The organism is Paraglaciecola sp. G1-13 (assembly GCF_055809255.1).
The window spans coordinates 236,662-260,106 of record NZ_CM147903.1 but is presented as its reverse complement, the minus strand read 5'-3'; the positions used below and the strand labels follow the sequence as shown (position 1 = coordinate 260,106).

Genomic DNA, 23,445 nt, shown 5'->3' with positions numbered 1-23,445 from the left:
GTTAGAAAGCCTTTGGTCTCGTGCTAGCCATCGGTTAAGATCACGCATTATTTTCAATAAAAAGGTATCCCCTTATGACTCAAGCCCTCGACCAAGACAGCATAGCCAACATTGAACGATTCACGCCAGAGGAGCGCCTAAGGTATTTGGTAAAAGAAGTCGTAAAGCAAAAACAGATTTGGATCCTCACGGATGAAGATGGTTGCGTCATGCTCAACACCGAAGATGAAGACTGTGCACCTGTGTGGCCGAATAAAGAGTTTGCTCAGTCTTGGGCGACTGGAGAATGGCAAGACTGCGAAGCTAAAGCCATAAGCTTAGAAAAATGGTACGCCAGTTGGACCTCAGGTTTAGAAGAAGACGATGTATTTATTGCGGTGTTTCCCAATCAAGATGAAGAAGGTTTAATTATTTCACCTCAAGAGTTGGATTATGAACTAAAGCAACAGGCCAGAAAATAAAGTAGCAAAGCTAGTTGCTAGGTGGGCTGAAGGTTTCAAACTGGTTAGGTAGGTATTCCACCAGCGTTCCTGACAATTTCACATAAGTCTGTAACGCTGAGGGCAATGATAAAAATAGCCTCGGTAGTTGAGCAACAAATTGTTGGTCATTATTACGTACCTTCGCTTGTTCAAACGCCAAAGGCAAATCAGCGAAGGTGCTAAACATGGTTAAGCAATGAGACAAATCCTTAGTGGCTGAAGGCATGGCATTGGGGTTTTTGTTGTGCATTTTTTGCCATGCGTTATTCCATACTTTTTCAAGTCGACTGTGACCCGCTAGCACTCCATTACACCAACGAGATAACGCCAACCGCTCGGAGTTAATTTTTTGCGCGTCTGGCGGCAATTCAAACCGGTCGTCTAGGCACACTTGGTCATCACGCATCAATCTCAATTGATGCTGTAACAAACCCATTAAGATATCAGTCAATTTATCTGCCGTTTCAGTATCAGGCAATTGCCCGTGCTCTTTGAAAATCCACGGTAACCACACCTCTGGCATCGGGATTTCAGGTGCTGACGCCACCGCAAAAACTAGCCCATTTAAATAATCTACTGAAAACAAGGCATGCGATAAAGCATCGCCTTGACAGAGTGCTTTGAGTTCTTGTTCTCTTACAAAAGTAATAGTCATGGTTGCGCTGCCACTTGATTAATTAATTGGATTATCCGTAATTCGCTTACTTGGCGCAATGCGCCACTTTTCTCGTGGTTGCTTAGCCCTGTATTTTGTTTCGCTAAATCACTCAACGAATAAACGCAACCAACGGCGAAGGGGCCATTATTAGTGTCTTTCATGGAATGAAGATATAATCCCCTGGACTAAAAATTAAGGACAATTAAGACACAATGAATCCATTAATAGAGCATGCGCTGTCCGTTTTTATGGCCTTTTTCGCCATTATGAATCCAATCGCCAACACAGCGGTGTTCTTTGGCTTAGCCGGGGACAAAAACAAAGTCGAACAAAGAAGAATTGCCGCAAAATCCTTACTCATCTCCTTTTTTGTTATTGTCATGTTCGCCGTGTTAGGAAAATCTATTTTTCATTTATTCAGTATTACGCTTTCGGCACTTCGCATTACAGGGGGCATACTGGTGTTTTTGATAGGCTATCAAATGCTTCAGGGATCTAATTCGAAATTACACACTGCCGAGGAAACTACCGATACGGATATTACCGTGTCGCCTCTTGCGGTGCCACTTCTAGCAGGTCCGGGGACTATTGCTACTGCAATGAATTATTCTGCTGCAGGCGGATGGATGGAAATTATCATTACCCTGCTCGCTTTTTCTGCACTGAGTCTTATTACCTTCTTTTGCTTTATTTACAGTTCAAAGATACTCAATGCTGTTGGTGAAAGCGGTGTGGATATTATCACTCGTTTAATGGGGCTCATATTAGCGGTAATTGGTGTACAGATGTTAGTTGCAGGATTAAATGCAGCTATCACGTTTTCACCTGTCTCAGGCTGACCTTGACACTGGCTGACGTTAAAGCCAGTGGGGTTGATATGATTAGCGAGAATGGTATTAGTGTAACGCTTTATTCAGTGCGATTTTAAAACGCGAAAAATCTTCTATTTGTGGCAAATGCCCCAAGTCAGCTAACTCATACAACTTAGCGTCTTTGAATTGCTTTATCACCTGCTTACCCAGCAAATCATAACGCCCTAACTCATGAGTATTGCCTATTTTTTGCCAGTTTCGCCCGGGAGCCGTTCTGTCTCGTGTGCCAATAATCAAGCGAGTAGGCACTGAGATATGTTTAAACTCTTCGATGACAGGCTGGGTAAATATCATGTCGTAGGTTATTGCGTTAACCTTTGCAATGCTATCGCTATCAGGCCCTTGCACTTGACCAATCATAAAATGGGTCAAGTTGGCGTACTGCTGATCCCACTGCCCCGCGTAGTAGTTTTTCTGCTGGTATGCCTGAATAGACTTAGCGCTTTTCTTTTGCTCTTGCTGATAGAAAAAGTCGACATCTTTGTATTGGCTATACAACAAGTAATTCTCTAATCCAATTGGATTGACTAACAGCAACTTCGAGGTGCTTTCTGGGTAAAGTAATGCGAAGCGGCTGGCCAACATACCGCCCATAGAATGACCAAGAATGATGCCTTTTTCGATATTCAGTGATGCCATTAGGGCTTTTGTGTGACTAGCCAATACCGCAAACGAATATTGATAATCAACCGGCTTTGAAGATTTACCAAAACCTATTTGATCTGGAATCAACACGCCATACCCTTGCGCGCGCAAATGGTCCGCAGTAGATTGCCAATAGGCGCCGTTAAAATTTTTACCATGCATCAATACCACCACAGGTTTATTTGCCGAACTCGGTAAATACATGTAGCCCATATCTAACGATTGCCCTTGAGACTCAACCGCGAAGTGCTTAACGGCATACGGGTAAGGAAACGCACTTAAGGTGGCGTCGTATTCCAAGGAAGCAACATCCACTGTTTTATCAGCACCATTGGCACTTGGCTTCACCGCCCCACTATTAGAGGGCATTGCCGATACAGACGTCACAACCAACGCTATCAATAATCCTAGTAATCTCATTGAGCTTCCTCATTTTATTTTGTGCCGATTTTAAAGGCAAAAAATGCTCTAAATAGTAAGTACACACTTACCTTGCAATCACCAAATAAAGTGCATATTTGTGCTAATCTTCGTCCCTTGCACGAATACAGCTCTTCACTGCGCTGTAATATTAGGCTTATGTCTCGGCTATTTGATATTCACCTTCAGCGCTTAGCATACGTAAGCTTTCTTCAGCTAAACCAGCCCCAGCTTCGGTAAACATGTTGAATACATAATCCGTTCCCGTAGACATCAGTTTTTCTACTTCATCGTCGTATCGGGCAATAGCAGCTATCTTCCCTTGGTACTTCGCCACACGTAATTGTTGCGTGATATGAGTGGTGTCATCAACAGACGGTAATGCCAGTAAAATAAGTTTGATATCAGTGGTATCGACGTTCTCCCACATATCGGCATCTTCGCCGTCACCTACAATCACTTTTAAACCATCTTCTTGGAGTTTTCGTACGCGCTGTGGATCTGCATCTACGCCGCACAGCTCATCTCCCAATGAAGGCCGCAAAGCGCCATACGCTCCTTTGCCTACTCGTCCCATACCAATCAGTAATACGCTTGCACCTTCAGGTTGCTGATAAATATCTTCTCTCAGGCGAATATTACTTTCATATTGGCGCAGGGTATCTTTCAATTTTAGGTACTGACTGTGGGCAGACTTATAACGCAAGCTGGTGAATACGAAAGAGAACGATACAGCAAGCGCCACAATGACTAACCACTGGGGAGTAAGCCAACCAGAACTAACGGCCAACGCAGCTACAATTAAGCCAAATTCGCTGAAGTTACTGAGCACCAAACCGGACAGATAAGCCGTGCGAGCACGTAGCTTGAATTGCACAAATGTCACAAAGAAGAGTAAAAACTTAAGCGGCACCAGCACACATAAAAGCAATGCAATCATCACCATTTCAAGATCGGGCAATGCTATCAAGCCTATAGATAAGAAAAACCCCACAAGAAACAAGTCTTTAAAACTGAGTAGGGATTTATTTAATTCTGCTGCTTTTGCATGGGGAGCGATTAACATGCCTAAAATCAACGCTCCTAAATCCCCTTTCACACCGACTAAATCGAATATGTAATAGCCGCCAAGTGCAAACAGAAAACCGGTGAGTGGGAGTAATTCACCATGCCCAGCGCTGTTGATTAAGCGGTACAGTAAAGGACGAGCGAACCACAAAGTAAATAACGCGAACGCCCACAGTGTTGGTGCTTTTCCTGCTGCGAATACCAAAAACAGCACAGCGAAGATGTCTTGCATAACCAAAACACCGATAGCGATTTTGCCGTGACGCGTTTTTATTTCTCCGCTTTCTTCGAGAATTTTGACCACGCAAACTGTGCTTGAAAAGCTCAGGGCAAAAGCAAGAAGAGCCGCTTGTTGAAGCGTCATGTCAACGAAATACGATAACCCTAAATATGTCACGCCATATATGACACCAGTGACCAATAGTACCCAAATCACCATATGCTGGGCACTGGCAACCCATACCTCGGGTTTAAGTAAATCGCGCACATTTAATTTGAGACCGATGGTGAACAACATCAGTGTAATGCCTAAATCCGCCAAAGCCTGCAGATTTTCAGAGCTTTCGAAGCCAAAGTAATTAAGCAAAAAACCCGCGCTAAGAAAGCCAATCAATGGCGGTAAGCCCAATTGTTTCATACTCAAACCGCCGACAAAGGCGAACAAAAGCCACATTAATTCCATATGCACTACTACGATAGGTTCTTTTGCCCGTAGCATGGCAACTTTGGATTATTAATCAAGAGGTAAGATCCGCTTAATTACGCAATTACTTTAGAACAAAGAAGGTAAGGATAAAAAATGTACGCGTAGAATGCACAAAAGCCACAATAAGGTCGAAAATTGAGCGTTCTTGGTTTTTAGCGTATTTATCGTCTCGCGCTTAAAAAATAGACAGAAATAGCCTAAACGCCGCCATTTTGCTCGCTCTTAGGGCTATCAGTGTCAAAAAAACTTCACCAAACGTTAATATAAAGTTAAGAAATGTATTCTATTTTACCCACTCCTATGGTAAATATTATTTGAAATTTTCATTTGAGTTCGAATGGAAAGCTCAAAGATTTCAATGCTATACATTATGTAATAATGGAGATCTCAATGGATACATCTGAATTATTAACTGTAATTGATACCGAATCCCGCCCGAATAAAACGAAAACAACAAAAAGAAAGTGGAGAGAGATTGAAGCAATTCACGACCGCTATAAACTACGGCAAGAATTGCGTGAGCTAGGTATGACCCAAGCCGACGAATTAGAGATGTTCTAATCTCTTAAAAAAAACCGCTGAAGTGACCCTTCAGCGGTTTTTTTAATTTTACGCTTGGCAAATATTGACTAGGATTAACCTAATTTGTCAGTAGCAATTTTATAACGTGGGTCTTCATTCAGGTTCATTTCAACATAGCCTTGAGCCTTGCTCATTAAAGCGCGGCATTCTGCTGAGATGTGCCTAATATGAAGCTTCTTACCCTGTAGCTGATATTTGTCAGCCAAAGAGTCAATTGCATCTACTCCTGACGAATCCCAAACACGAGAGTCATTAAAATCAATCACCACATCTTGCGGGTCATTTTGTGGGTCGAACAAGTCTTTAAAGTAAGAAACAGAGCCAAAGAACAGCGGCCCTTGTAGCTCATATACTTTCCATCCATCTTCGTCAGTATGCGTCTTGGCAGAAATGTGCTTAGCGTGTTTCCATGCAAACACCAGTGCCGACACTATTACGCCAACCACTACCGCAATAGCCAAATCAGCGATAACAGTAACTGCCGTCACCAGAAATAGTACAAATGCATCTTCTTTATTTACACCGCGAATAATACGGAAAGAGGCCCACTCAAACGTACCGATAACCACGATAAACATAACACCGACAAGGGCTGCCAGCGGGATCATTTCAATCAAAGGAGCAGCGAAAAGAATGAAGCCAAGAAGTACTAACGCCGCTGTGATGCCAGATAAACGACCGCGACCGCCAGAGTTGATATTAATCATACTTTGGCCAATCATGGCGCACCCGCCCATACCACCGAAGACACCGTTAACTGTGTTTGCCACACCTTGGCCAACACATTCACGATTGCCGCTTCCACGGGTATCGGTCATTTCATCGATGAGTGACAACGTTAACAACGATTCAATCAAACCAACTAACGCCAGAATCACGGATGTAGGTAAAATGATATATAAAGTTTGAAAGTTAAACGGCACCATAGGAATAGCAAAACTAGGTAGCTCACCTGCTAACGTCGCGGTGGCTTTTTGCTCTTCAGGCAACATATCGCGCACAAAATCGATAACAGTGCGTGCTTCTAAATCTAAGCCATGCACTAAAAGCGTTACGGTGACAATAGCGACTAAAGATGCAGGAACGGCTTTGGTTAACTTAGGTAACAGGAAAATAATTGCCATGGTTAAGCCAACTAGACCCAGCATGTAATACAGCGCACTGCCCTGCATCCATTCCAATTCACCCAATGCGTTGGTGACCTTAAATTGACCAAGCTGCGCCAAGAAAATCACGATAGCCAAGCCATTTACAAACCCGAGCATAACGGGGTAAGGGACCAGTCGTATAAACTTACCCAGTTTAAACACCCCGGCCAAGATTTGCAGTAGGCCGGCCAATAACACAGCAGCAAACAAATATTGCACGCCATGCTGAGCAACCAACGCTACCATGACTACAGCCATAGCGCCTGTGGCACCAGAAATCATACCTGGTCGCCCGCCAATTGCAGACGTAATCAAGCCCATCATAAAAGCAGCATACAAGCCGACCATTGGCTCAACACCTGCTACGAATGCAAACGCAACCGCTTCTGGCACTAGCGCTAATGCAACCGTGATACCCGACAGCACATCGTTTTTGACATTGCTGCCACGATCGCCAGTTATATCAATCATTCATTTTCCTCTATTATCCAAGAACACCCTTAATATCCGGCTATTTTACCAGCAAAAACCAACTAGGTGTTTTAACAGTTTGTTAAACACTCATTTTTTCGTGCTCTTTGTGCCACTTGTGCCACGCTTTCTATCGCTGTGCGGTAATCAGGCATAAAAAAAGCCGGCGAACCGGCTTTTAAAGCATAAAATGCGTGTTACGCAATGATATCAAGTAGCTCAACATCAAACACAAGTGTGCTAAATGGTGCGATTGCACCGCCAGCGCCTTGCTCGCCATAAGCAAGATCATGTGGAACAAATAAACGTAACTTAGCACCAACTTGCATAAGCTGAAGAGCTTCAGTCCATCCTTTGATCACACCGCCAACAGGGAATTCAGCCGGTTGTCCACGATCGTAAGAGCTATCGAACACAGTGCCATCTAGCAAGGTACCGTGGTAATGAACACGCACGGTAGATGCAGCAGTAGGTGTTTCACCGTCACCCGCATTCACTACTTCATACTGTAATCCGCTTTCAGTTACCGTTACTTCATCACGCTTAGCATTGTCTGACAAGAACGCTTCACCTGCTTCTTGCGCTTCAGCAAACTGAGCATTTTTAGCAGCTTGCATACGCTCGTGGATTTGATTGAATGCTTCACGCAGCGCGTCGTTAGTCACTTGCGCGGGTTGCAAGTTAAACGCGTCAGCTAGGCCTTCTTGCACGGCAGAGATGTCTAATCCGTCGAAAGGGTTAGCGCGCAATTGCTCACCCATTTGAAGACCGATACCGTAGCTTGCTTGTAGCTCAATAGTTGAAAATTTATCTGACACAATCACTCCTAGAAATTAGAACAAGGGCGTAAAATCACACCACTTTATAAAAAATGGCCGATAGGGTATCACAAAGCGCTCGATGATTTAAAAAAGCGTCCACCTTCGCTTAATCAGTAACCAACGTTGAAAGCTTTCAGATTTAAATACATCTATCGCTGCTACGAACTTTAGGGTAAAAGTATGCATCTTGTTGCTAAGTAACCACAGTTGGTTTTTAGACAATTCACCATTTTAACAGTATGGTAACGGGCTGTTTTTAGCATTATTCTTTAATCTTCTATTATTCCAGCGGAGGCACCAGTGCCAAAAATTCTAGACTCACAACTCAAAGAAACCGTACGTAATCTAGGTTCAACGTTAGGTGACATGATCCGAGCCCAATTGGGGGATGAGTGGCTGCAACGAATAGAAACCATCAGACTAGATGGTCGCGAATCATATAAAGGCGACAGTGAATGTTCTGACAAACTTAAAGCACTATTTAGTGAGCTCGAAGATGAGCAACTGTTAGTCGTAGGTCGTGCATTTTCTCAATTTCTAAATTTAGCGAATATCGCCGAGCAAGAATTTAACAGCGCCAACCATGATCAAGACTCTATTCAAGAATTGTTCAATCATTTGGACAAAGATAACGTATCTGCAGAGACCTTCGAAAAAGCGGTAAACCAACTCAGTATTGAATTGGTATTAACGGCACATCCTACTGAGGTCACTCGCCGCACATTGATCCACAAACACAGCGAATTAGCGCAATGTTTGCGTCAAATACATCAAACGAGCTTATCTGACATTGAACGAGATAAAATTCGCACCAGAATAGCGGATTTGGTGGCACAAGCATGGCACACAGAAGAAATTCGCACCGTGCGCCCTACCCCTGTAGATGAAGCTCGTTGGGGTTTTTCGGTTATCGAAAACTCGTTGTGGGAAGCAGTACCCGATTTCGTGCGTGAGCTAAGCGCAAAATTTGAAGCGAAATACAATCTTGCGCTCCCCCTAGATGCAGCCCCAGTGAAATTAAGCTCGTGGATGGGCGGTGACCGAGACGGTAACCCATTCGTAACATCGAAGGTGACTCAGCAAGTTCTGTTACTCGCCCGTAAACGCGCAGCGAAACTGTTCGCTCAAGACGTGGATATGTTGCAAGTAGAGCTGTCGATGAGTGATTGTGACGACACAATTCGTTCAATGGTAGGCGATGAACTTGAACCGTATCGTGCACTATTACGCCCTTTGCTGGACACGCTAACCAATACCAAAAATGGTATTGCTGAATTTCTAAGCGGTGCGTCAGTAGACGACAGTAAATGGATTGCCAGCAAGGATGAGCTACTGACTCCGCTAATGCTATGTTACAACTCGTTGCAAGCTTGTGGTATGAGCGTCATTGCCGATGGGCGCTTGTTAGACACCATTCGCCGAGTACATTGTTTTGGAGTGCATTTACTTAAGTTGGATATTCGCCAGGACTCTGAGCGTCACGCTGACGTATTCAGTGAGCTTACCCGCCACTTAGGCATGGGCGACTACGGCAACTGGAGCGAAGAAGACAAGCAAGCATTCTTGTTAAAAGAGTTGAGCTCGAAGCGACCTTTATTTCCAGCCAAATGGCAGCCCTCTGCCGACGTTCAAGAAGTGATTGATACTTGTAAAGTGGTCGCACAGCACAGTGAAGAAGGCTTCGGTATTTACATTATATCAATGGCGAGTTTACCTTCAGACGTGCTTAGCGTGCACCTATTGTTGCGCGAATTCGGCGTGACATGGCCTATGCCTGTTGCCCCATTATTCGAAACGCTTGACGATCTGAATGCTGCTGCCACTGTTATTGATGCCTTAATGAACATCGACTGGTATCGTGGTTATATTCAAGGTCATCAGTACGTAATGATAGGTTATTCTGACTCAGCGAAAGACGCCGGCGCTATGGCTGCGGGTTGGGCTCAGTACGAGTCGCAAGAAGCCCTTGTTGGGATTGCTGAAAAGTACGGCGTTGAATTAACGCTGTTTCATGGTCGCGGCGGTACAATTGGTCGTGGTGGTTTACCCGCTCATGCAGCGATCCTGTCTCAGCCTCCAGGCTCTTTATCTGGCGGTTTCCGTGTTACCGAGCAAGGTGAAACCATTCGTTATAAATTTGGCATGCCGCAACTTGCTCAGCGCAGTTTAGCTTTGTACGCCAGCGCGATATTAGAAGCCCTAATTTCGCCGCCGCCAGCGCCGAAACAAGAATGGCGTGATTTAATCACCGAAGTGGCTGCAAACGCGCGCGACAACTACCGCAATACAGTACGTCACGATGAGAATTTCGTGCCTTATTTCAGAGTCGCCACGCCGGAACAAGAACTAGGCAAATTGCCACTGGGTAGCCGCCCAGCCAAGCGTAAACCTAGCGGCGGGATCGAAAGCCTACGTGCTATACCTTGGATATTCGCATGGGCGCAAACACGTTTGGTTTTACCGTCGTGGTTAGGTGCAATGAAAGCGGTTCAAACCGCTATTGACGCAGGTCATCGCCCACTGATCGACGACATGCTTCAAAACTGGCCGTTCTTTCACTCGCGCTTCTCCATGCTAGATATGGTGTTCGGTAAAGCCGACCCACGTATTAGCGCTGAATATGACAAGCGTTTGGTCCCTGAAGAACTGCGGCATTTAGGTGATGCCTTGCGTGATGAACTCAATATGAGCATGAGCTTGTTACTCGATGTGCTTCAACAAAAAGAAGTCATGGAGTCAGACCCGAAAGGTAATGAATCTATGAACATCCGTGCAGGTTACTTACAACCATTGCATTTTTTACAGATTGAATTGCTAGAGCGTATTCGTGCAAAAGGTGAAGAAGCGGACCCAACGTTGGAGCGCGCCATGATGGTGACCATCGCCGGTATTGCAGTAGGTATGAGGAATACTGGGTAGTGCTCTACCAGGTAGCACTCTGCGAAGTAGTGCTTAAGGACGAACACGCAACACCCTCTTAAATAGTTGGTTTGATGCAATAAAAACTGTCTCAGGTAATCACTTGAGACAGTTTTTTTCATTTTACGTATAATTCCTATCATTCCATTTTACACGCCCCACAGATTGAGCTTATGGCAATAACATCCCCTTATTTGATCCCCAGCGCACCAGTCAGCTTTGAAGAAGAAATAAAACGTAGCCGGTTTATCACTCTACTCTCTCATACACCTAGCGCTGCAGAGGCCAAAGCGTTTATCCAACGAATAAAAAACGCGCATCCACAAGCTGGGCACTATTGTTGGGGCTTTGTGGCTGGCCCACCCACGGACTCGATGCAGTTAGGTTTTAGTGATGATGGTGAACCAAGCGGCACCGCTGGTAAACCGATACTCGCTCAATTACAGGGCAGCCATATAGGTGAGATAACCGCGGTGGTGATCCGTTACTCTGGTGGAACAAAATTGGGTACAGGAGGCTTAGTGAAAGCTTATGGCGGCGGTGTTAAACAAGCTCTGTCGCTGTTGACCACCAAAACACGTGTAGCAACAGCTCATATTGCCATTGAATACGATTACGCCTTACAGGGCGTTATAGACGATTTAACGCGTGAATATGACCTTTGTATTACGTCTTCGAGGTTTACAGAAGTAGCCTCTATCGTGGTTTCAGTAGAGGCTATTCAGGTTACAAGTTTATTGAAAAAAGCCTCTTTGTTTGAGAACACAAAGCTCAGAGCACGTCACCTAGAGCCCAAAGAATAACTGAGACACCAGCTAGCTTAACTAGCGTTTACCTTTGCTGAACTGATGCGTTAACACGTCCAACTGTTGCGCCAATGCATTTAACCCACCTGACTCATCTGCCATCTGAGCAATCTTTTGCATATTCACCCCAGAGCGCTTTCTGATGTCTTGCATATTACGATTTATCAACTCGATACTAACGGACTGCTCTTCTGTCGCCGCAGCTACAGACCGATTGGCTTGAGTTATGTCGTTAAAATGTGAACTATTTGCCTCTAGAACCTGATGGGCGGTTCCTATGGAGCTAGCAGTAACTTGAGATTGCTCAATTATCGAGGTGATTTCTTTAGTTGCTGATGCCGAGGTCACCTTGAGCTCTTGCATAATCGCTTGCACTTCATGAGTAGAGTCTGCCGTTCGTTTCGCTAACGTGCGAACTTCATCTGCTACCACAGCAAAGCCTCTACCTTGCTCTCCCGCTCGCGCCGCCTCAATAGCGGCATTCAACGCGAGTAGATTCGTTTGATCGGAAATAGCTTGAATATTCTCCAGTACTTTAGCAATGGTGTCCGTGTTATTGCTCAGTGAACGAATGACCTCGGCAACATCGTTTATCTTAGTCACTAATCCATTAATATCTTGCTGGGTGTTAGTGATAACCTGAGATATTTGATCTCCTTCAGAATTGATTTGTACCGCCACCACCGTTGCAGATTCAGCACTTTTTGCCACTTCACTTACTGCACTGCTCACCTGACTTAGATTCATCGATATATCTTGAGTGTGCTCATCGCTTTGTTGCGCACTTTCTAAGGTTTGGCCGGCGATATTTTGTAATGAACGCGCGACATCTTTAAGCGCTATACTGTTTTGCATTACGTCACTAAACGTCATATCTAATTGATTAACGAAATCGTTGTAGCCCTTTGCAACATCTGCTAATTCCTTTTGACCCGTTTCAGGTAAGCGATAAGCAAGATCCGCGTTCCCTGTTCCTAATTTTTTAAAGACGCCTGCAAGTTCATTGATAGGCCGCGTAATGCTGGTAGCGACAAACCACGCGGCCAAACATGCTATTGCTGCAATTAAAATTGACCAGAGCGTAATATTCCATACTGCGTTGTCTAAGGTGGCGAATATTTCGTTGTACGGTACTTGGGCCACGACATACCAATTCATGCTGGGTATATAACTGCTTACGACGAACATTTTGGTATTGTTCATCTCTACAATGGCTAGATTGAAGTCGCTCTTTTCTAATAAGCTGGTCCCATTACCATTACCATATAAGGCATCTAGGTTGGCGTTATTAATCAGTCCTGTTTCAGTATGAAGTCGAACCAGCCCTTGATCATCAACCAAATAAACGAAACCCGATGCTTCTAACTTAAAACTTGCGAGCAAATCGACAACGTCTTTAAAGGACTTAGCGGTACCAGATAACCCCCTTCCATTGGCTTGCTGATAGTTTACGAACAAATCTGTTTTACCCGTATTTGGATCTCGATAAACGCTGACCATATCGGCTCGTTTACTTTGGATGTATTTAAAAAACCAACCATCAGCCGTATCGTCTTTTAAAGTACGCAGAAAACCCTCTTGATTCCAGTAACGATTCGTCTGTTTGTCCGCAAACGAAGCGGCACTCAAGTTGTGCTGACTCACGGTATTTTGCAATAACTGAACAAGGAGTTTCTCACCTTCTGCTGATTGCCCTTGCTCGTTCCATTGCAGAATAAAGGGATCTGTCGCAATTTGAGTAGCGACAATTTGCATGGCTGTTATTTTGCCGTCAATTTCACTTGCGATCCGCTTAACAACGTTGGGTAACTCCGTGCCAAGTACACGATCCTCGATCGTGGTGCGAGCGGTCATCATGCTGATACCGCCTACTAATGTAGAGGTTAACAATACGAAGATACTCAGAGTGAAAATAATTTTTTGCTTTATGGACAACTGTTTCATCGGTGCTCTTTTAGGACTTTGAAGAGTGTGGCGGAATTAATATTTGTATCGGCAGCGATACGCATTGCATAACACCATTCTACACAACTACAAACAAATAAAGGCTAGTAATTTTACCAGCCCTATAACTTCGAAAGTGAAGTGCTTCCGCTTTAGCGCTTAGACTGACTTACCATACAGGATAGCAACAATAGGCTTTCTGGCAGACTTAACAAAGGGGGAAACCGAAGTCTTTCTGGTGCACCGCACCAGCCGGTTGAACGCCCCACAGGGGTGAAAGTCAATTTGTTTAGGCGCATTGCGCCGCCTGACTGAACGGGCACACAGGATTGTGTGCACTGGACCGAGCTACCAGGGAAGGGTTAGACCGCATTTTGTACACAGCTACATCACTCTAAAAGCGGGCCCATCACTTAGAAAGTGATTACTCCCGCTTTGTGTACAGTGACATCTAGTTGCATCACCAGGGACGGGTTAAACCTCGTTTTGTATAGACATAAAAAAAGGCCACCGAAGTGACCTTTCTTTCAAATCAATTTGCTAGTAATTAAGCAATGATTTTTGCAACAACGCCTGCACCTACTGTGCGGCCACGTTACTCCGGGCATCCTGCCCTACGCCCTACGGGCCATGCTTCGCATGTTTAAAATCGTTCCCGACGATTTTGTCACGGAATAATCCGCTTGAAGCCACACAATACGTGCAAGCACAAAAAAGGGTGAAACCGGAGGTTTTCTGGCGCACTGCGCCAGCCGGTTGAACGACCGATACGGATATCGGGCTGGCCGCATCACCAGGGACGGGTTAAACCCCGTTTTGTCTGGACATAAAAAAAGGCCACCGAAGTGACCTTTCTTTCAAATCAATTTGCTAGTAATTAAGCAATGATTTTTGCAACAACACCTGCACCTACTGTGCGGCCACGTTACTCTGGGCATCCTGCCCTACGCCCTACGGGCCATGCTTCGCATGTTCAAAATCGTTCCCGACGATTTTGTCACGGAATAATCCGCTTGGAGCCACACAATACGTGCAGGCACAAAAAAGGGTGAAACCGGAGGCTTTCTGGCGCACTGCGCCAGCCGGTTGAACGACCGATACGGATATCGGGCTGGCCGCATCACCATGGACGGATTAAACCCCATTTTGTATAGACATAAAAAAAGGCCACCGAAGTGACCTTTTTTTCAAATCAATTTGCTAGTAATTAAGCAATGATTTTTGCAACAACGCCAGCACCTACTGTGCGGCCACCTTCACGGATTGCGAAGCGTAAACCTTCGTCCATCGCGATAGGAGCAATCAATTCAACTACGAATTTCAAGTTGTCACCAGGCATTACCATTTCTACGCCTTCAGGAAGCTCTACAGCACCTGTTACGTCAGTTGTACGGAAGTAGAACTGTGGACGGTAACCTTTGAAGAATGGAGTATGACGGCCACCTTCGTCTTTGCTTAGTACGTATACTTCAGCTTCGAATTGAGTGTGTGGGTTGATTGAACCAGGCTTAGCTAGTACTTGACCACGCTCAACATCTTCACGCTTAGTACCACGAAGCAATGCACCGATGTTCTCACCAGCACGACCTTCGTCAAGCAATTTACGGAACATTTCAACACCAGTTACCGTTGAAGTCGTTGTATCTTTCATACCAACGATTTCTACTGCATCACCTGTGTTTACGATACCACGCTCAACACGACCTGTTACAACCGTACCACGACCTGAAATTGAGAATACATCTTCAATTGGAAGTAGGAAAGGCTTGTCGATGTCACGCTCTGGCTCTGGGATGTAGCTATCAAGGGCTTCTGCAAGCTCAATGATTTTTGCTTCCCATTGCTCTTCGCCTTCTAGGGCTTTAAGCGCTGAACCTTGGATTACTGGTAGGTCGTCGCCAGGGAATTCGTATTCTGAAAGCAATTCACGTACTTCCATCTCTACCAATTCTAGCAATTCTTCGTCGTCAACCATGTCACATTTGTTCATGAAAACAACCATGAAAGGTACGCCAACCTGACGGCCTAACAAGATGTGCTCACGTGTTTGTGGCATAGGACCATCGGTCGCTGCTACTACTAGAATCGCGCCATCCATTTGAGCAGCACCAGTGATCATGTTTTTTACATAATCGGCGTGTCCAGGACAGTCAACGTGTGCGTAGTGACGAGTAGGCGTATCGTATTCAACGTGAGACGTTGAAATTGTGATACCACGCTCGCGCTCTTCAGGAGCGTTATCGATTTGATCGAATGCAGATGCTGCACCACCGTACGTTTTTGCTAGTACAGTAGTAATTGCTGCTGTAAGTGTAGTTTTACCGTGGTCAACGTGGCCGATTGTGCCAACGTTTACATGGGGTTTAGTACGTTCAAACTTTGCTTTTGCCATTTTACAAATTTCCTAAGTTAAAAACCCGGCCCTACTAATGTAGTAAACCGGACCAGACCTTTATTAAGATTGACGAGCGTCAATAATGGCTTTCGCAACATTATTAGGCGCTTCTGAATAATTAAAAAATTCCATTGAATATGATGCTCTTCCTTGCGTAGCTGAACGCAAGTCAGTGGAATATCCAAACATTTCTGATAATGGCACTTTCGCAAGAACAATCTTGATCCCAGCGACACCGTCTTCCATGCCTTCTATCACACCGCGTCGGCGATTCAAATCACCAACAACATCACCCATCCAGTCTTCTGGGGTGGTAACTTCAACTTTCATTGTGGGTTCAAGCAATACAGGTTTTGCCTCAGCAGCGCCCTTTCTAAAACCCATTGAACCAGCGATTTTAAACGCCATTTCAGAAGAGTCAACATCATGATATGAACCGTCGAACAAAGTTACCTTTACATCAAGTACCGGATAACCTGCAAGCACACCATTTTGCATCTGTTCGTGGATACCTTTATCAACGGAAGGAATGAATTCTTTTGGAATTGCACCACCGACTATATTGTTAATAAATTCGTACCCAGCCCCTTCTTCATTAGGCTCGATTGTCAGCCAAACATGACCAAATTGACCACGGCCACCTGATTGACGAACAAACTTACCTTCAACGTCGACTTTGCCACGAATGGTTTCGCGGTAAGCAACTTGAGGTTTACCTACATTGCATTCGACGCTAAATTCACGCCTCATGCGATCTACAATGATATCAAGATGAAGTTCACCCATCCCAGATATGATTGTTTGTCCTGACTCTTCGTCAGTATTAACTTTAAATGATGGATCTTCAGCCGCTAGTTTACCTAACGCTAAGGCCATTTTTTCTTGATCGGCTTGTGAGCGAGGCTCAACTGCAATAGAAATAACGGGCTCAGGGAAGTCCATCCGCTCGAGCGTAATGATATGGTTAGGGTCACACAAGGTGTCACCTGTCGTCACATCTTTGAGACCTATTGCCGCAGCAATATCGCCTGCTCGAACTTCTTTGAGTTCCTCGCGATCTTTCGCGTGCATTTGCACTATACGACCAAATCGCTCACGCTTAGCTTTAACAGGGTTATATACGCTATCACCAGTGTTAACCACACCAGAGTAACAACGGAAAAATGTTAAAGTACCCACAAATGGGTCAGTAGCGATTTTAAATGCTAAAGCTGCAAACGGAGCATCGTCATCTGCTGGACGAGTCGCTTCAGTTTCATCTTTATCATCTAACACACCAGTGATAGCTGGTACGTCTGCGGGTGCAGGTAAGAATTCAATTACTGCATCCAAAACCGCTTGTACGCCTTTATTCTTGAAAGCAGAACCACAAGTAGCGAGTACAATTTCATTATTAATTGTACGCTGGCGCAATGCGAGTTTGATCTCTTCTTCGGTTAGCTCTTCGCCTTCCAAATACTTGTCCATCAATTCGTCACTGGCTTCTGCGGCGGCTTCTACAAGTTCAGTACGTAGCGCTTCTGCTCTGTCTTGCAATTCAGCAGGGATACCTTCATAGCTAAATGTCATGCCTTGATCAGATTCATTCCAATTGATGGCTTTCATCTTAATCAAATCGATAACACCTCTGAAGTTCTCTTCTGAACCGATATTGAGGTGAATAGGAACACAGGTAGCACCGAGTCGTTTGCGAATTTGCCCAACCACTCGTTCAAAATCTGCACCGGCTCTGTCCATCTTGTTGACAAACACGACCCGAGGGACGTGATATTTGTCAGCTTGACGCCAGACCGTTTCTGATTGAGGTTCTACACCGGAAGAACCACAAAATACGACAACGGCACCATCAAGGACCCGCAAAGACCGCTCAACTTCAATCGTGAAGTCAACGTGTCCAGGCGTGTCTATGATGTTGATGCGATGTTGGTCGTATTGCTTATCCATACCTGCCCAAAAGCAGGTCGTAGCCGCCGAGGTAATAGTGATACCGCGCTCTTGTTCCTGTTCCATCCAGTCCATGGTGGCAGCGCCATCATGGACTTCACCGATTTTATGCGACAAACCGGTGTAGAAGAGAACACGTTCCGTCGTCGTGGTTTTACCCGCATCGACGTGAGCCACGATACCGATGTTACGGTAGCGATTGATAGGCGTTTTACGAGCCATAGCTTTCTCTTATTACCAACGGTAGTGAGCGAATGCTTTGTTGGCTTCAGCCATACGGTGAACGTCTTCACGTTTCTTAACCGCAGAACCTTTGTTTTCAGCAGCGTCGAGCATTTCAGCTGCAAGGCGTTGAGCCATTGATTTTTCACCACGTTTACGAGCAGCGTCAACTAACCAGCGCATACCTAGGGCATTACGACGAACAGGACGAACTTCTACTGGTACTTGGTACGTAGAACCACCCACACGGCGAGATTTAACTTCTACCGTAGGACGGATGTTGTCCAAAGCGTCTTCGAAAATTTCTAGGTGAGACTTGCCAGCTTTATCAGCAACAATGTCGAGTGCACCGTAAACGATTTTTTCAGCAGTCGATTTTTTGCCATCTAACATGACAACGTTCATAAATTTTGCAAGTAACTGCGATCCGAACTTAGGATCCGGTAGGATTTTGCGTTGACCTACAACTCTTCTTCTTGGCATCTTAATTCTCCGTAGAATTCAGGAATATCCCAAAACTCAATTAATACTTTAGTTTGGCCTTACTAACGGAGAACCGTTAAGACTTAGGCCTTTTTGCGCCGTACTTAGAACGGGCTTGTTTACGTGAACTTACGCCTGCGCAGTCTAATGTACCGCGAACAGTGTGGTAACGAACACCTGGTAAATCTTTAACACGACCACCACGGATAAGAACAACACTGTGCTCTTGTAGGTTATGGCCTTCACCACCGATGTATGAAGAAACTTCAAAACCGTTGGTTAAACGAACACGACAAACTTTACGCAATGCAGAGTTTGGCTTCTTTGGAGTGGTGGTATATACACGAGTACATACACCACGGCGTTGTGGACAGGCCTGCAATGCCGCTACGTTGCTCTTCGCATCGGGCTTTTGGCGTGGCTTGCGCACTAACTGGTTAACTGTTGCCATTAACTAGCTCCTGGTTAAAATTACGACTGAGAATATCCTTACATAGGATATAAAACGCGAAAAATCCGCGGCCCGTTATCTGTTACCAAATTTCGGGTCGCGGAAGTCTAATGACCAAAGTTTGACCTGTCAAGCGAGAACGCCAATAAAGACCGATTAAGGCCTAAATTGGCGTCCATACCATCTGGGTTAACAAATGATCTTATTTTTTACTCATCAGATGATGGCGTGTCCATTACTTCAGCATTAAGTGCTTCAGTTAAGGCTTGCTCCGCATCTGCTGCAGAGACAGATAGTTCTTCAACTGCCTGACGCTCTGCTAGTTTTCTTGCAGTACGTTTCTGGTGATACGCAAAACCGGTACCGGCTGGTATCAAACGACCTACAATAACGTTCTCTTTCAAGCCACGTAACTCATCTTCTTTACCTTGCACAGCGGCTTCGGTAAGTACACGAGTGGTTTCTTGGAAAGATGCCGCTGAGATAAATGACTCAGTGGACAACGATGCTTTTGTGATACCCAATAACTGTGTTTCGTACTGAGCAGGGATTTTGCCTTGCTTTTCCAATTCACGGTTAGCGATTTTCACGTTAGATACTTCTACTTGCTCACCTTCAAGGAAGTTACTGTCGCCTGCATAAGTGATCATACACTTACGTAGCATTTGACGAATAACCACTTCGATGTGCTTATCGTTAATTTTTACCCCTTGGAGGCGGTAAACTTCTTGTACTTCATTAACGATATAGTTAGAAACAGCACTGATACCACGTAAGCGTAGGATGTCATGAGGTGACTCTGGGCCATCCGCAATAACTTCACCTTTCTCAACGTTTTCACCTTCGAACACGTTAAGTTGACGCCATTTAGGGATCATCTCTTCGTATGCATCAGCGTCTTTCGGCGTGATAACAAGACGTTTCTTACCTTTGGTTTCTTTACCCCAACCAATGGTACCTGAGACTTCGGCTAAAATAGCTGGCTCTTTAGGTTTACGTGCTTCGAACAAGTCAGCAACCCTTGGAAGACCACCGGTAATATCACGTGTTTTCGAGCTTTCCTGAGGAATACGCGCTAACACATCACCAGGCTTAGCCTGCATACCGTCAGTGGCTTCAATCGTGGTGAAACTCGGCAAACGAATTTCTTGTAAGCCATGCTCATCACTTTCAAGGATTAGCTTAGGCTCTTTAGCATTCGCCTTAGATAGATCATTTACGACGATACGTGTAAGACCTGTCAACTCATCCTGCTGCATTTCGGTGTTACTGTCATCGATGTCAGCAAAGCTGATCTTAGCTTGACGCTCAGTAACGATTGGATGCGAATGCGGGTCCCAGTTAGCAACGACTTCACCGCTAGTGACTGTCGCATTGTCATCTGTGGTTAAGATAGCACCGTAAGGCACCTTATAACGCTCTTTCTCACGACCTTGATCATCAATAATAGTGATTTCAGTTGAACGAGAAACGATAACCACTTTGTCGTCTGTGTTGCGAACGAACTTAGCATTTTGTAGCTTCAGTGTACCTGTTGTTTTGACCTGTACGCTGTTCTCAGCTGACGCTCGTGATGCCGCACCACCGATGTGGAACGTACGCATGGTTAACTGTGTACCTGGCTCACCGATTGATTGTGCTGCAATAACACCAACCGCTTCACCGTGACCAACCATGTGACCACGTGCAAGGTCACGACCGTAACACTTAGCACATACACCAAAGTCATTTTCACAGGTAATAACCGAGCGAACTTGGATTTGATCAACCGAGTTAGACTCAAGCATATCAACCAATGCTTCATCCAGTAGCACGTTACGTTCTACTAGAATTTCATTAGTACCAGGCTTCAACACGTCTTCGGCAACGGTACGCCCTAGTACACGTTCACGAAGCGGCTCAACAACGTCACCACCTTCGATTAGCGGTGTCATTTTCACACCTTCGAATGTGCCACAATCTTCGTTATTGATAACCAAATCTTGTGCAACATCAACCAAACGACGAGTCAAGTAACCTGAGTTAGCTGTTTTCAATGCCGTATCGGCCAAACCTTTACGCGCACCGTGAGTAGATATAAAGTACTGAAGTACGTTTAGACCTTCACGGAAGTTAGCGGTGATTGGCGTTTCGATGATTGAACCATCTGGTTTCGCCATCAGACCACGCATACCCGCCAACTGACGAATCTGTGCGGCACTACCACGAGCACCAGAGTCGGCCATCATAAATACTGAGTTGAATGATGCTTGGTCTTCCATCTCACCGTCACGGTTCTTAACCGTTTCGATTGATAGATTTTCCATCATGGCTTTCGCTACTTTTTCGTTAGCGTTAGACCAGATATCGATAACCTTGTTGTAACGCTCACCCGCAGTAACAAGACCAGACTGGAATTGCTCTTGGATTTCACGTACTTCAGCTTCAGCACCTTCAATGATGTCTTTCTTCGCATCAGGGATAACCATGTCATCGATACCAACAGAAGCACCCGCAATCATTGCGTAGTGGAAACCGGTATACATAATTTGGTCAGCCGCGATAACAGTATCTTTCAGACCTAGAGTACGGTAACAAGCGTTCAGTAGGCGAGAAATCATCTTCTTGCCCATGGCTTGGTTGATTAACTCAAAAGGCAAGCCTTTTGGTAATACCAAAGACAAAATTGCACGACCAACAGTAGTATCTGTCAATGTTACTTTCTCTGTCTTAGAACCGTCTTCTGCTACGTCATACTCAGTGATACGTACCTTAACGCGAGCGTGAAGTTCCGCATTACCCGTACGATACGCTTTTTCAGCTTCGTCTGGGCTAGTGAACATCATGCCTTCACCTAAACCATTAACACGGTCACGTGTCATATAGTACAAGCCCATTACAACATCCTGTGAAGGAACGATGATAGGCTCACCATTGGCTGGTGATAGAATGTTGTTGGTTGACATCATTAACGCACGTGCTTCTAGCTGTGCTTCGATAGTCAACGGAACGTGAACCGCCATTTGGTCACCATCGAAGTCAGCGTTATACGCCGCACATACTAATGGGTGCAATTGGATCGCTTTACCTTCAATTAGGGTTGGCTCAAACGCCTGGATACCCAATCGGTGAAGTGTAGGCGCACGGTTAAGTAATACTGGGTGTTCACGAATAACTTCGTCTAGAACGTCCCATACTTCCGGATCTTCACGTTCAACTAATTTTTTGGCTGCTTTAATGGTTGTCGCTAAACCACGCCCTTCTAATTTTCCATAGATGAACGGTTTGAATAGCTCAAGTGCCATCTTCTTAGGAAGACCACACTGATGTAAACGTAGAGTAGGACCAACAGTGATAACTGAACGACCAGAGTAATCTACACGTTTACCCAATAAGTTTTGACGGAAACGACCTTGCTTACCTTTGATCATGTCAGCCAAAGATTTAAGAGGACGCTTATTTGAGCCTGTGATAGCACGACCACGACGGCCGTTATCTAACAAGGCATCAACTGCTTCTTGTAACATACGTTTTTCGTTGCGCACGATAATGTCAGGTGCAGCAAGGTCTAGAAGACGCTTCAAACGGTTGTTACGGTTAATCACTCGACGATACAGATCGTTCAAATCAGATGTTGCAAAACGACCACCATCTAGCGGTACCAGAGGACGTAAGTCAGGTGGTAATACCGGAAGAACAGTAAGGATCATCCACTCTGGCTTGTTACCAGACAATTGGAACGATTCAAGTAGCTTCAAGCGCTTAGTGATTTTCTTACGACGAGTCTCAGAGTTAATGCTAGGCAATTCTTCGCGCATAGCAGCAACATCAGCATCAACGTCTAGGGCTTTAAGCAATTCGAAAACCGCTTCGGCACCCATTTTTGCTTCAAACTCGTCACCGTGCTCTTCTAGCGCATCAAGATATTCTTCTTCAGAAAGAAGTTGGCTGCGCTCAAGCGTTGTCATGCCAGGTTCGGCAACAACATATGATTCGAAATAAAGCACACGTTCGATATCACGAAGTGTCATATCAAGCATCAAACCGATACGTGACGGTAATGATTTAAGGAACCAAATATGTGCAACTGGACTTGCCAATTCAATGTGGCCCATACGCTCACGGCGTACTTTGGTTAACGTTACTTCAACGCCACATTTTTCACATATAACACCACGGTGTTTAAGGCGCTTATATTTGCCACACAAACACTCGTAGTCTTTAACCGGTCCAAAAATACGCGCACAGAACAAGCCATCACGCTCAGGCTTGAAAGTACGGTAGTTAATGGTTTCTGGCTTCTTAACTTCACCGAAAGACCATGAACGGATCATGTCAGGTGACGCAAGACCAATTCGAATATTATCGAATTCTTCGGACTTGTGTTGTTGTTTAAGAAACTTTAATAAGTCTTTCACATTACTCTCCC

At 45.0% G+C, this 23,445-nt stretch carries 17 protein-coding genes; 5 read left to right on the top strand and 12 right to left on the bottom strand.

The window, feature by feature from the left end:
• Nucleotides 1–74 precede the first annotated feature (74 nt).
• Entirely contained in the window at nt 75–461 is a 387-nt protein-coding gene (locus tag AC0L6N_RS01145) for a DUF2750 domain-containing protein (protein ID WP_473478077.1), read from the top strand.
• Between the two features lie 10 nt (nt 462–471).
• Here AC0L6N_RS01145 and AC0L6N_RS01140 read toward each other — a convergent pair whose 3' ends face one another.
• Nucleotides 472–1,137, bottom strand: a complete 666-nt coding sequence (locus AC0L6N_RS01140) for a UPF0149 family protein (protein WP_473478075.1) — start codon at nt 1,135–1,137, stop codon at nt 472–474.
• Complete coding sequence (locus AC0L6N_RS01135) at nt 1,134–1,301, bottom strand: hypothetical protein (RefSeq protein ID WP_473478073.1); 168 nt, start codon at nt 1,299–1,301, stop codon at nt 1,134–1,136. The genes AC0L6N_RS01140 and AC0L6N_RS01135 overlap by 4 nt, the downstream gene beginning before the upstream one ends.
• 51 nt (nt 1,302–1,352) lie before the next feature.
• On the opposite strand from AC0L6N_RS01135, the gene AC0L6N_RS01130 reads away from it, so the two are divergent.
• A complete protein-coding gene (locus AC0L6N_RS01130; protein ID WP_473478070.1) occupies nt 1,353–1,979 on the top strand; it encodes a MarC family protein in 627 nt (208 codons plus the stop codon).
• A gap of 57 nt (nt 1,980–2,036) precedes the next feature.
• On the opposite strand, the gene AC0L6N_RS01125 is transcribed toward AC0L6N_RS01130, so the two are convergent.
• Together AC0L6N_RS01125 and AC0L6N_RS01120 are read right to left on the bottom strand one after the other, a co-directional pair.
• Nucleotides 2,037–3,077 (bottom strand): alpha/beta fold hydrolase, encoded by a 1,041-nt coding sequence (locus AC0L6N_RS01125; RefSeq protein WP_473478068.1) that lies wholly within the window; start codon nt 3,075–3,077, stop codon nt 2,037–2,039.
• A 157-nt stretch (nt 3,078–3,234) separates the two neighbouring features.
• Nucleotides 3,235–4,827: a cation:proton antiporter domain-containing protein gene (locus AC0L6N_RS01120; RefSeq protein WP_473478066.1), complete on the bottom strand. Its 1,593-nt coding sequence runs from the start codon at nt 4,825–4,827 to the stop codon at nt 3,235–3,237.
• A gap of 414 nt (nt 4,828–5,241) precedes the next feature.
• Here AC0L6N_RS01120 and AC0L6N_RS01115 point away from each other — a divergent pair, with 414 nt between their 5' ends.
• Complete coding sequence (locus AC0L6N_RS01115) at nt 5,242–5,412, top strand: DUF3545 family protein (protein ID WP_006994027.1); 171 nt, start codon at nt 5,242–5,244, stop codon at nt 5,410–5,412.
• Nucleotides 5,413–5,486: 74 nt separating this feature from the next.
• On the opposite strand, the gene AC0L6N_RS01110 is transcribed toward AC0L6N_RS01115, so the two are convergent.
• On the bottom strand, nt 5,487–7,052 hold the full coding sequence (locus tag AC0L6N_RS01110) for a SulP family inorganic anion transporter (protein ID WP_473478063.1): 1,566 nt from the start codon (nt 7,050–7,052) through the stop codon (nt 5,487–5,489).
• A gap of 197 nt (nt 7,053–7,249) precedes the next feature.
• Nucleotides 7,250–7,870, bottom strand: a complete 621-nt coding sequence (locus AC0L6N_RS01105; protein WP_006994029.1) for an FKBP-type peptidyl-prolyl cis-trans isomerase — start codon at nt 7,868–7,870, stop codon at nt 7,250–7,252.
• Nucleotides 7,871–8,173: 303 nt separating this feature from the next.
• Between AC0L6N_RS01105 and ppc the strand changes: the two genes are divergently transcribed.
• Both ppc and AC0L6N_RS01095 read left to right on the top strand, forming a co-directional pair.
• Entirely contained in the window at nt 8,174–10,792 is a 2,619-nt protein-coding gene (gene ppc, locus AC0L6N_RS01100) for a phosphoenolpyruvate carboxylase (RefSeq protein WP_011573504.1), read from the top strand.
• A gap of 173 nt (nt 10,793–10,965) precedes the next feature.
• A complete protein-coding gene (locus tag AC0L6N_RS01095) occupies nt 10,966–11,595 on the top strand; it encodes a YigZ family protein (protein WP_473478061.1) in 630 nt (209 codons plus the stop codon).
• 21 nt (nt 11,596–11,616) lie between these two features.
• Here the strand turns inward: AC0L6N_RS01095 and AC0L6N_RS01090 are convergent, their stop codons facing one another.
• The 6 genes from AC0L6N_RS01090 to rpoC form a co-directional block, all read right to left on the bottom strand.
• The gene (locus tag AC0L6N_RS01090) at nt 11,617–13,542 is read right to left on the bottom strand and encodes a methyl-accepting chemotaxis protein (protein ID WP_473478059.1); all 1,926 of its coding nucleotides are present in this window, start codon (nt 13,540–13,542) and stop codon (nt 11,617–11,619) included.
• A 1,207-nt stretch (nt 13,543–14,749) separates the two neighbouring features.
• On the bottom strand, nt 14,750–15,934 hold the full coding sequence (gene tuf / locus AC0L6N_RS01085; protein ID WP_011573501.1) for an elongation factor Tu: 1,185 nt from the start codon (nt 15,932–15,934) through the stop codon (nt 14,750–14,752).
• 63 nt (nt 15,935–15,997) lie between these two features.
• Entirely contained in the window at nt 15,998–18,103 is a 2,106-nt protein-coding gene (gene fusA, locus AC0L6N_RS01080) for an elongation factor G (protein ID WP_473478058.1), read from the bottom strand.
• Nucleotides 18,104–18,115: 12 nt separating this feature from the next.
• Nucleotides 18,116–18,586: a 30S ribosomal protein S7 gene (gene rpsG / locus AC0L6N_RS01075; RefSeq protein ID WP_011573499.1), complete on the bottom strand. Its 471-nt coding sequence runs from the start codon at nt 18,584–18,586 to the stop codon at nt 18,116–18,118.
• Nucleotides 18,587–18,662: 76 nt separating this feature from the next.
• Nucleotides 18,663–19,037, bottom strand: coding sequence for a 30S ribosomal protein S12 (gene rpsL / locus AC0L6N_RS01070; RefSeq protein WP_006992809.1), 375 nt, complete (start codon nt 19,035–19,037; stop codon nt 18,663–18,665).
• A 209-nt stretch (nt 19,038–19,246) separates the two neighbouring features.
• A complete protein-coding gene (rpoC, locus tag AC0L6N_RS01065; RefSeq protein ID WP_011573498.1) occupies nt 19,247–23,434 on the bottom strand; it encodes a DNA-directed RNA polymerase subunit beta' in 4,188 nt (1,395 codons plus the stop codon).
• Nucleotides 23,435–23,445: the final 11 nt, after the last annotated feature.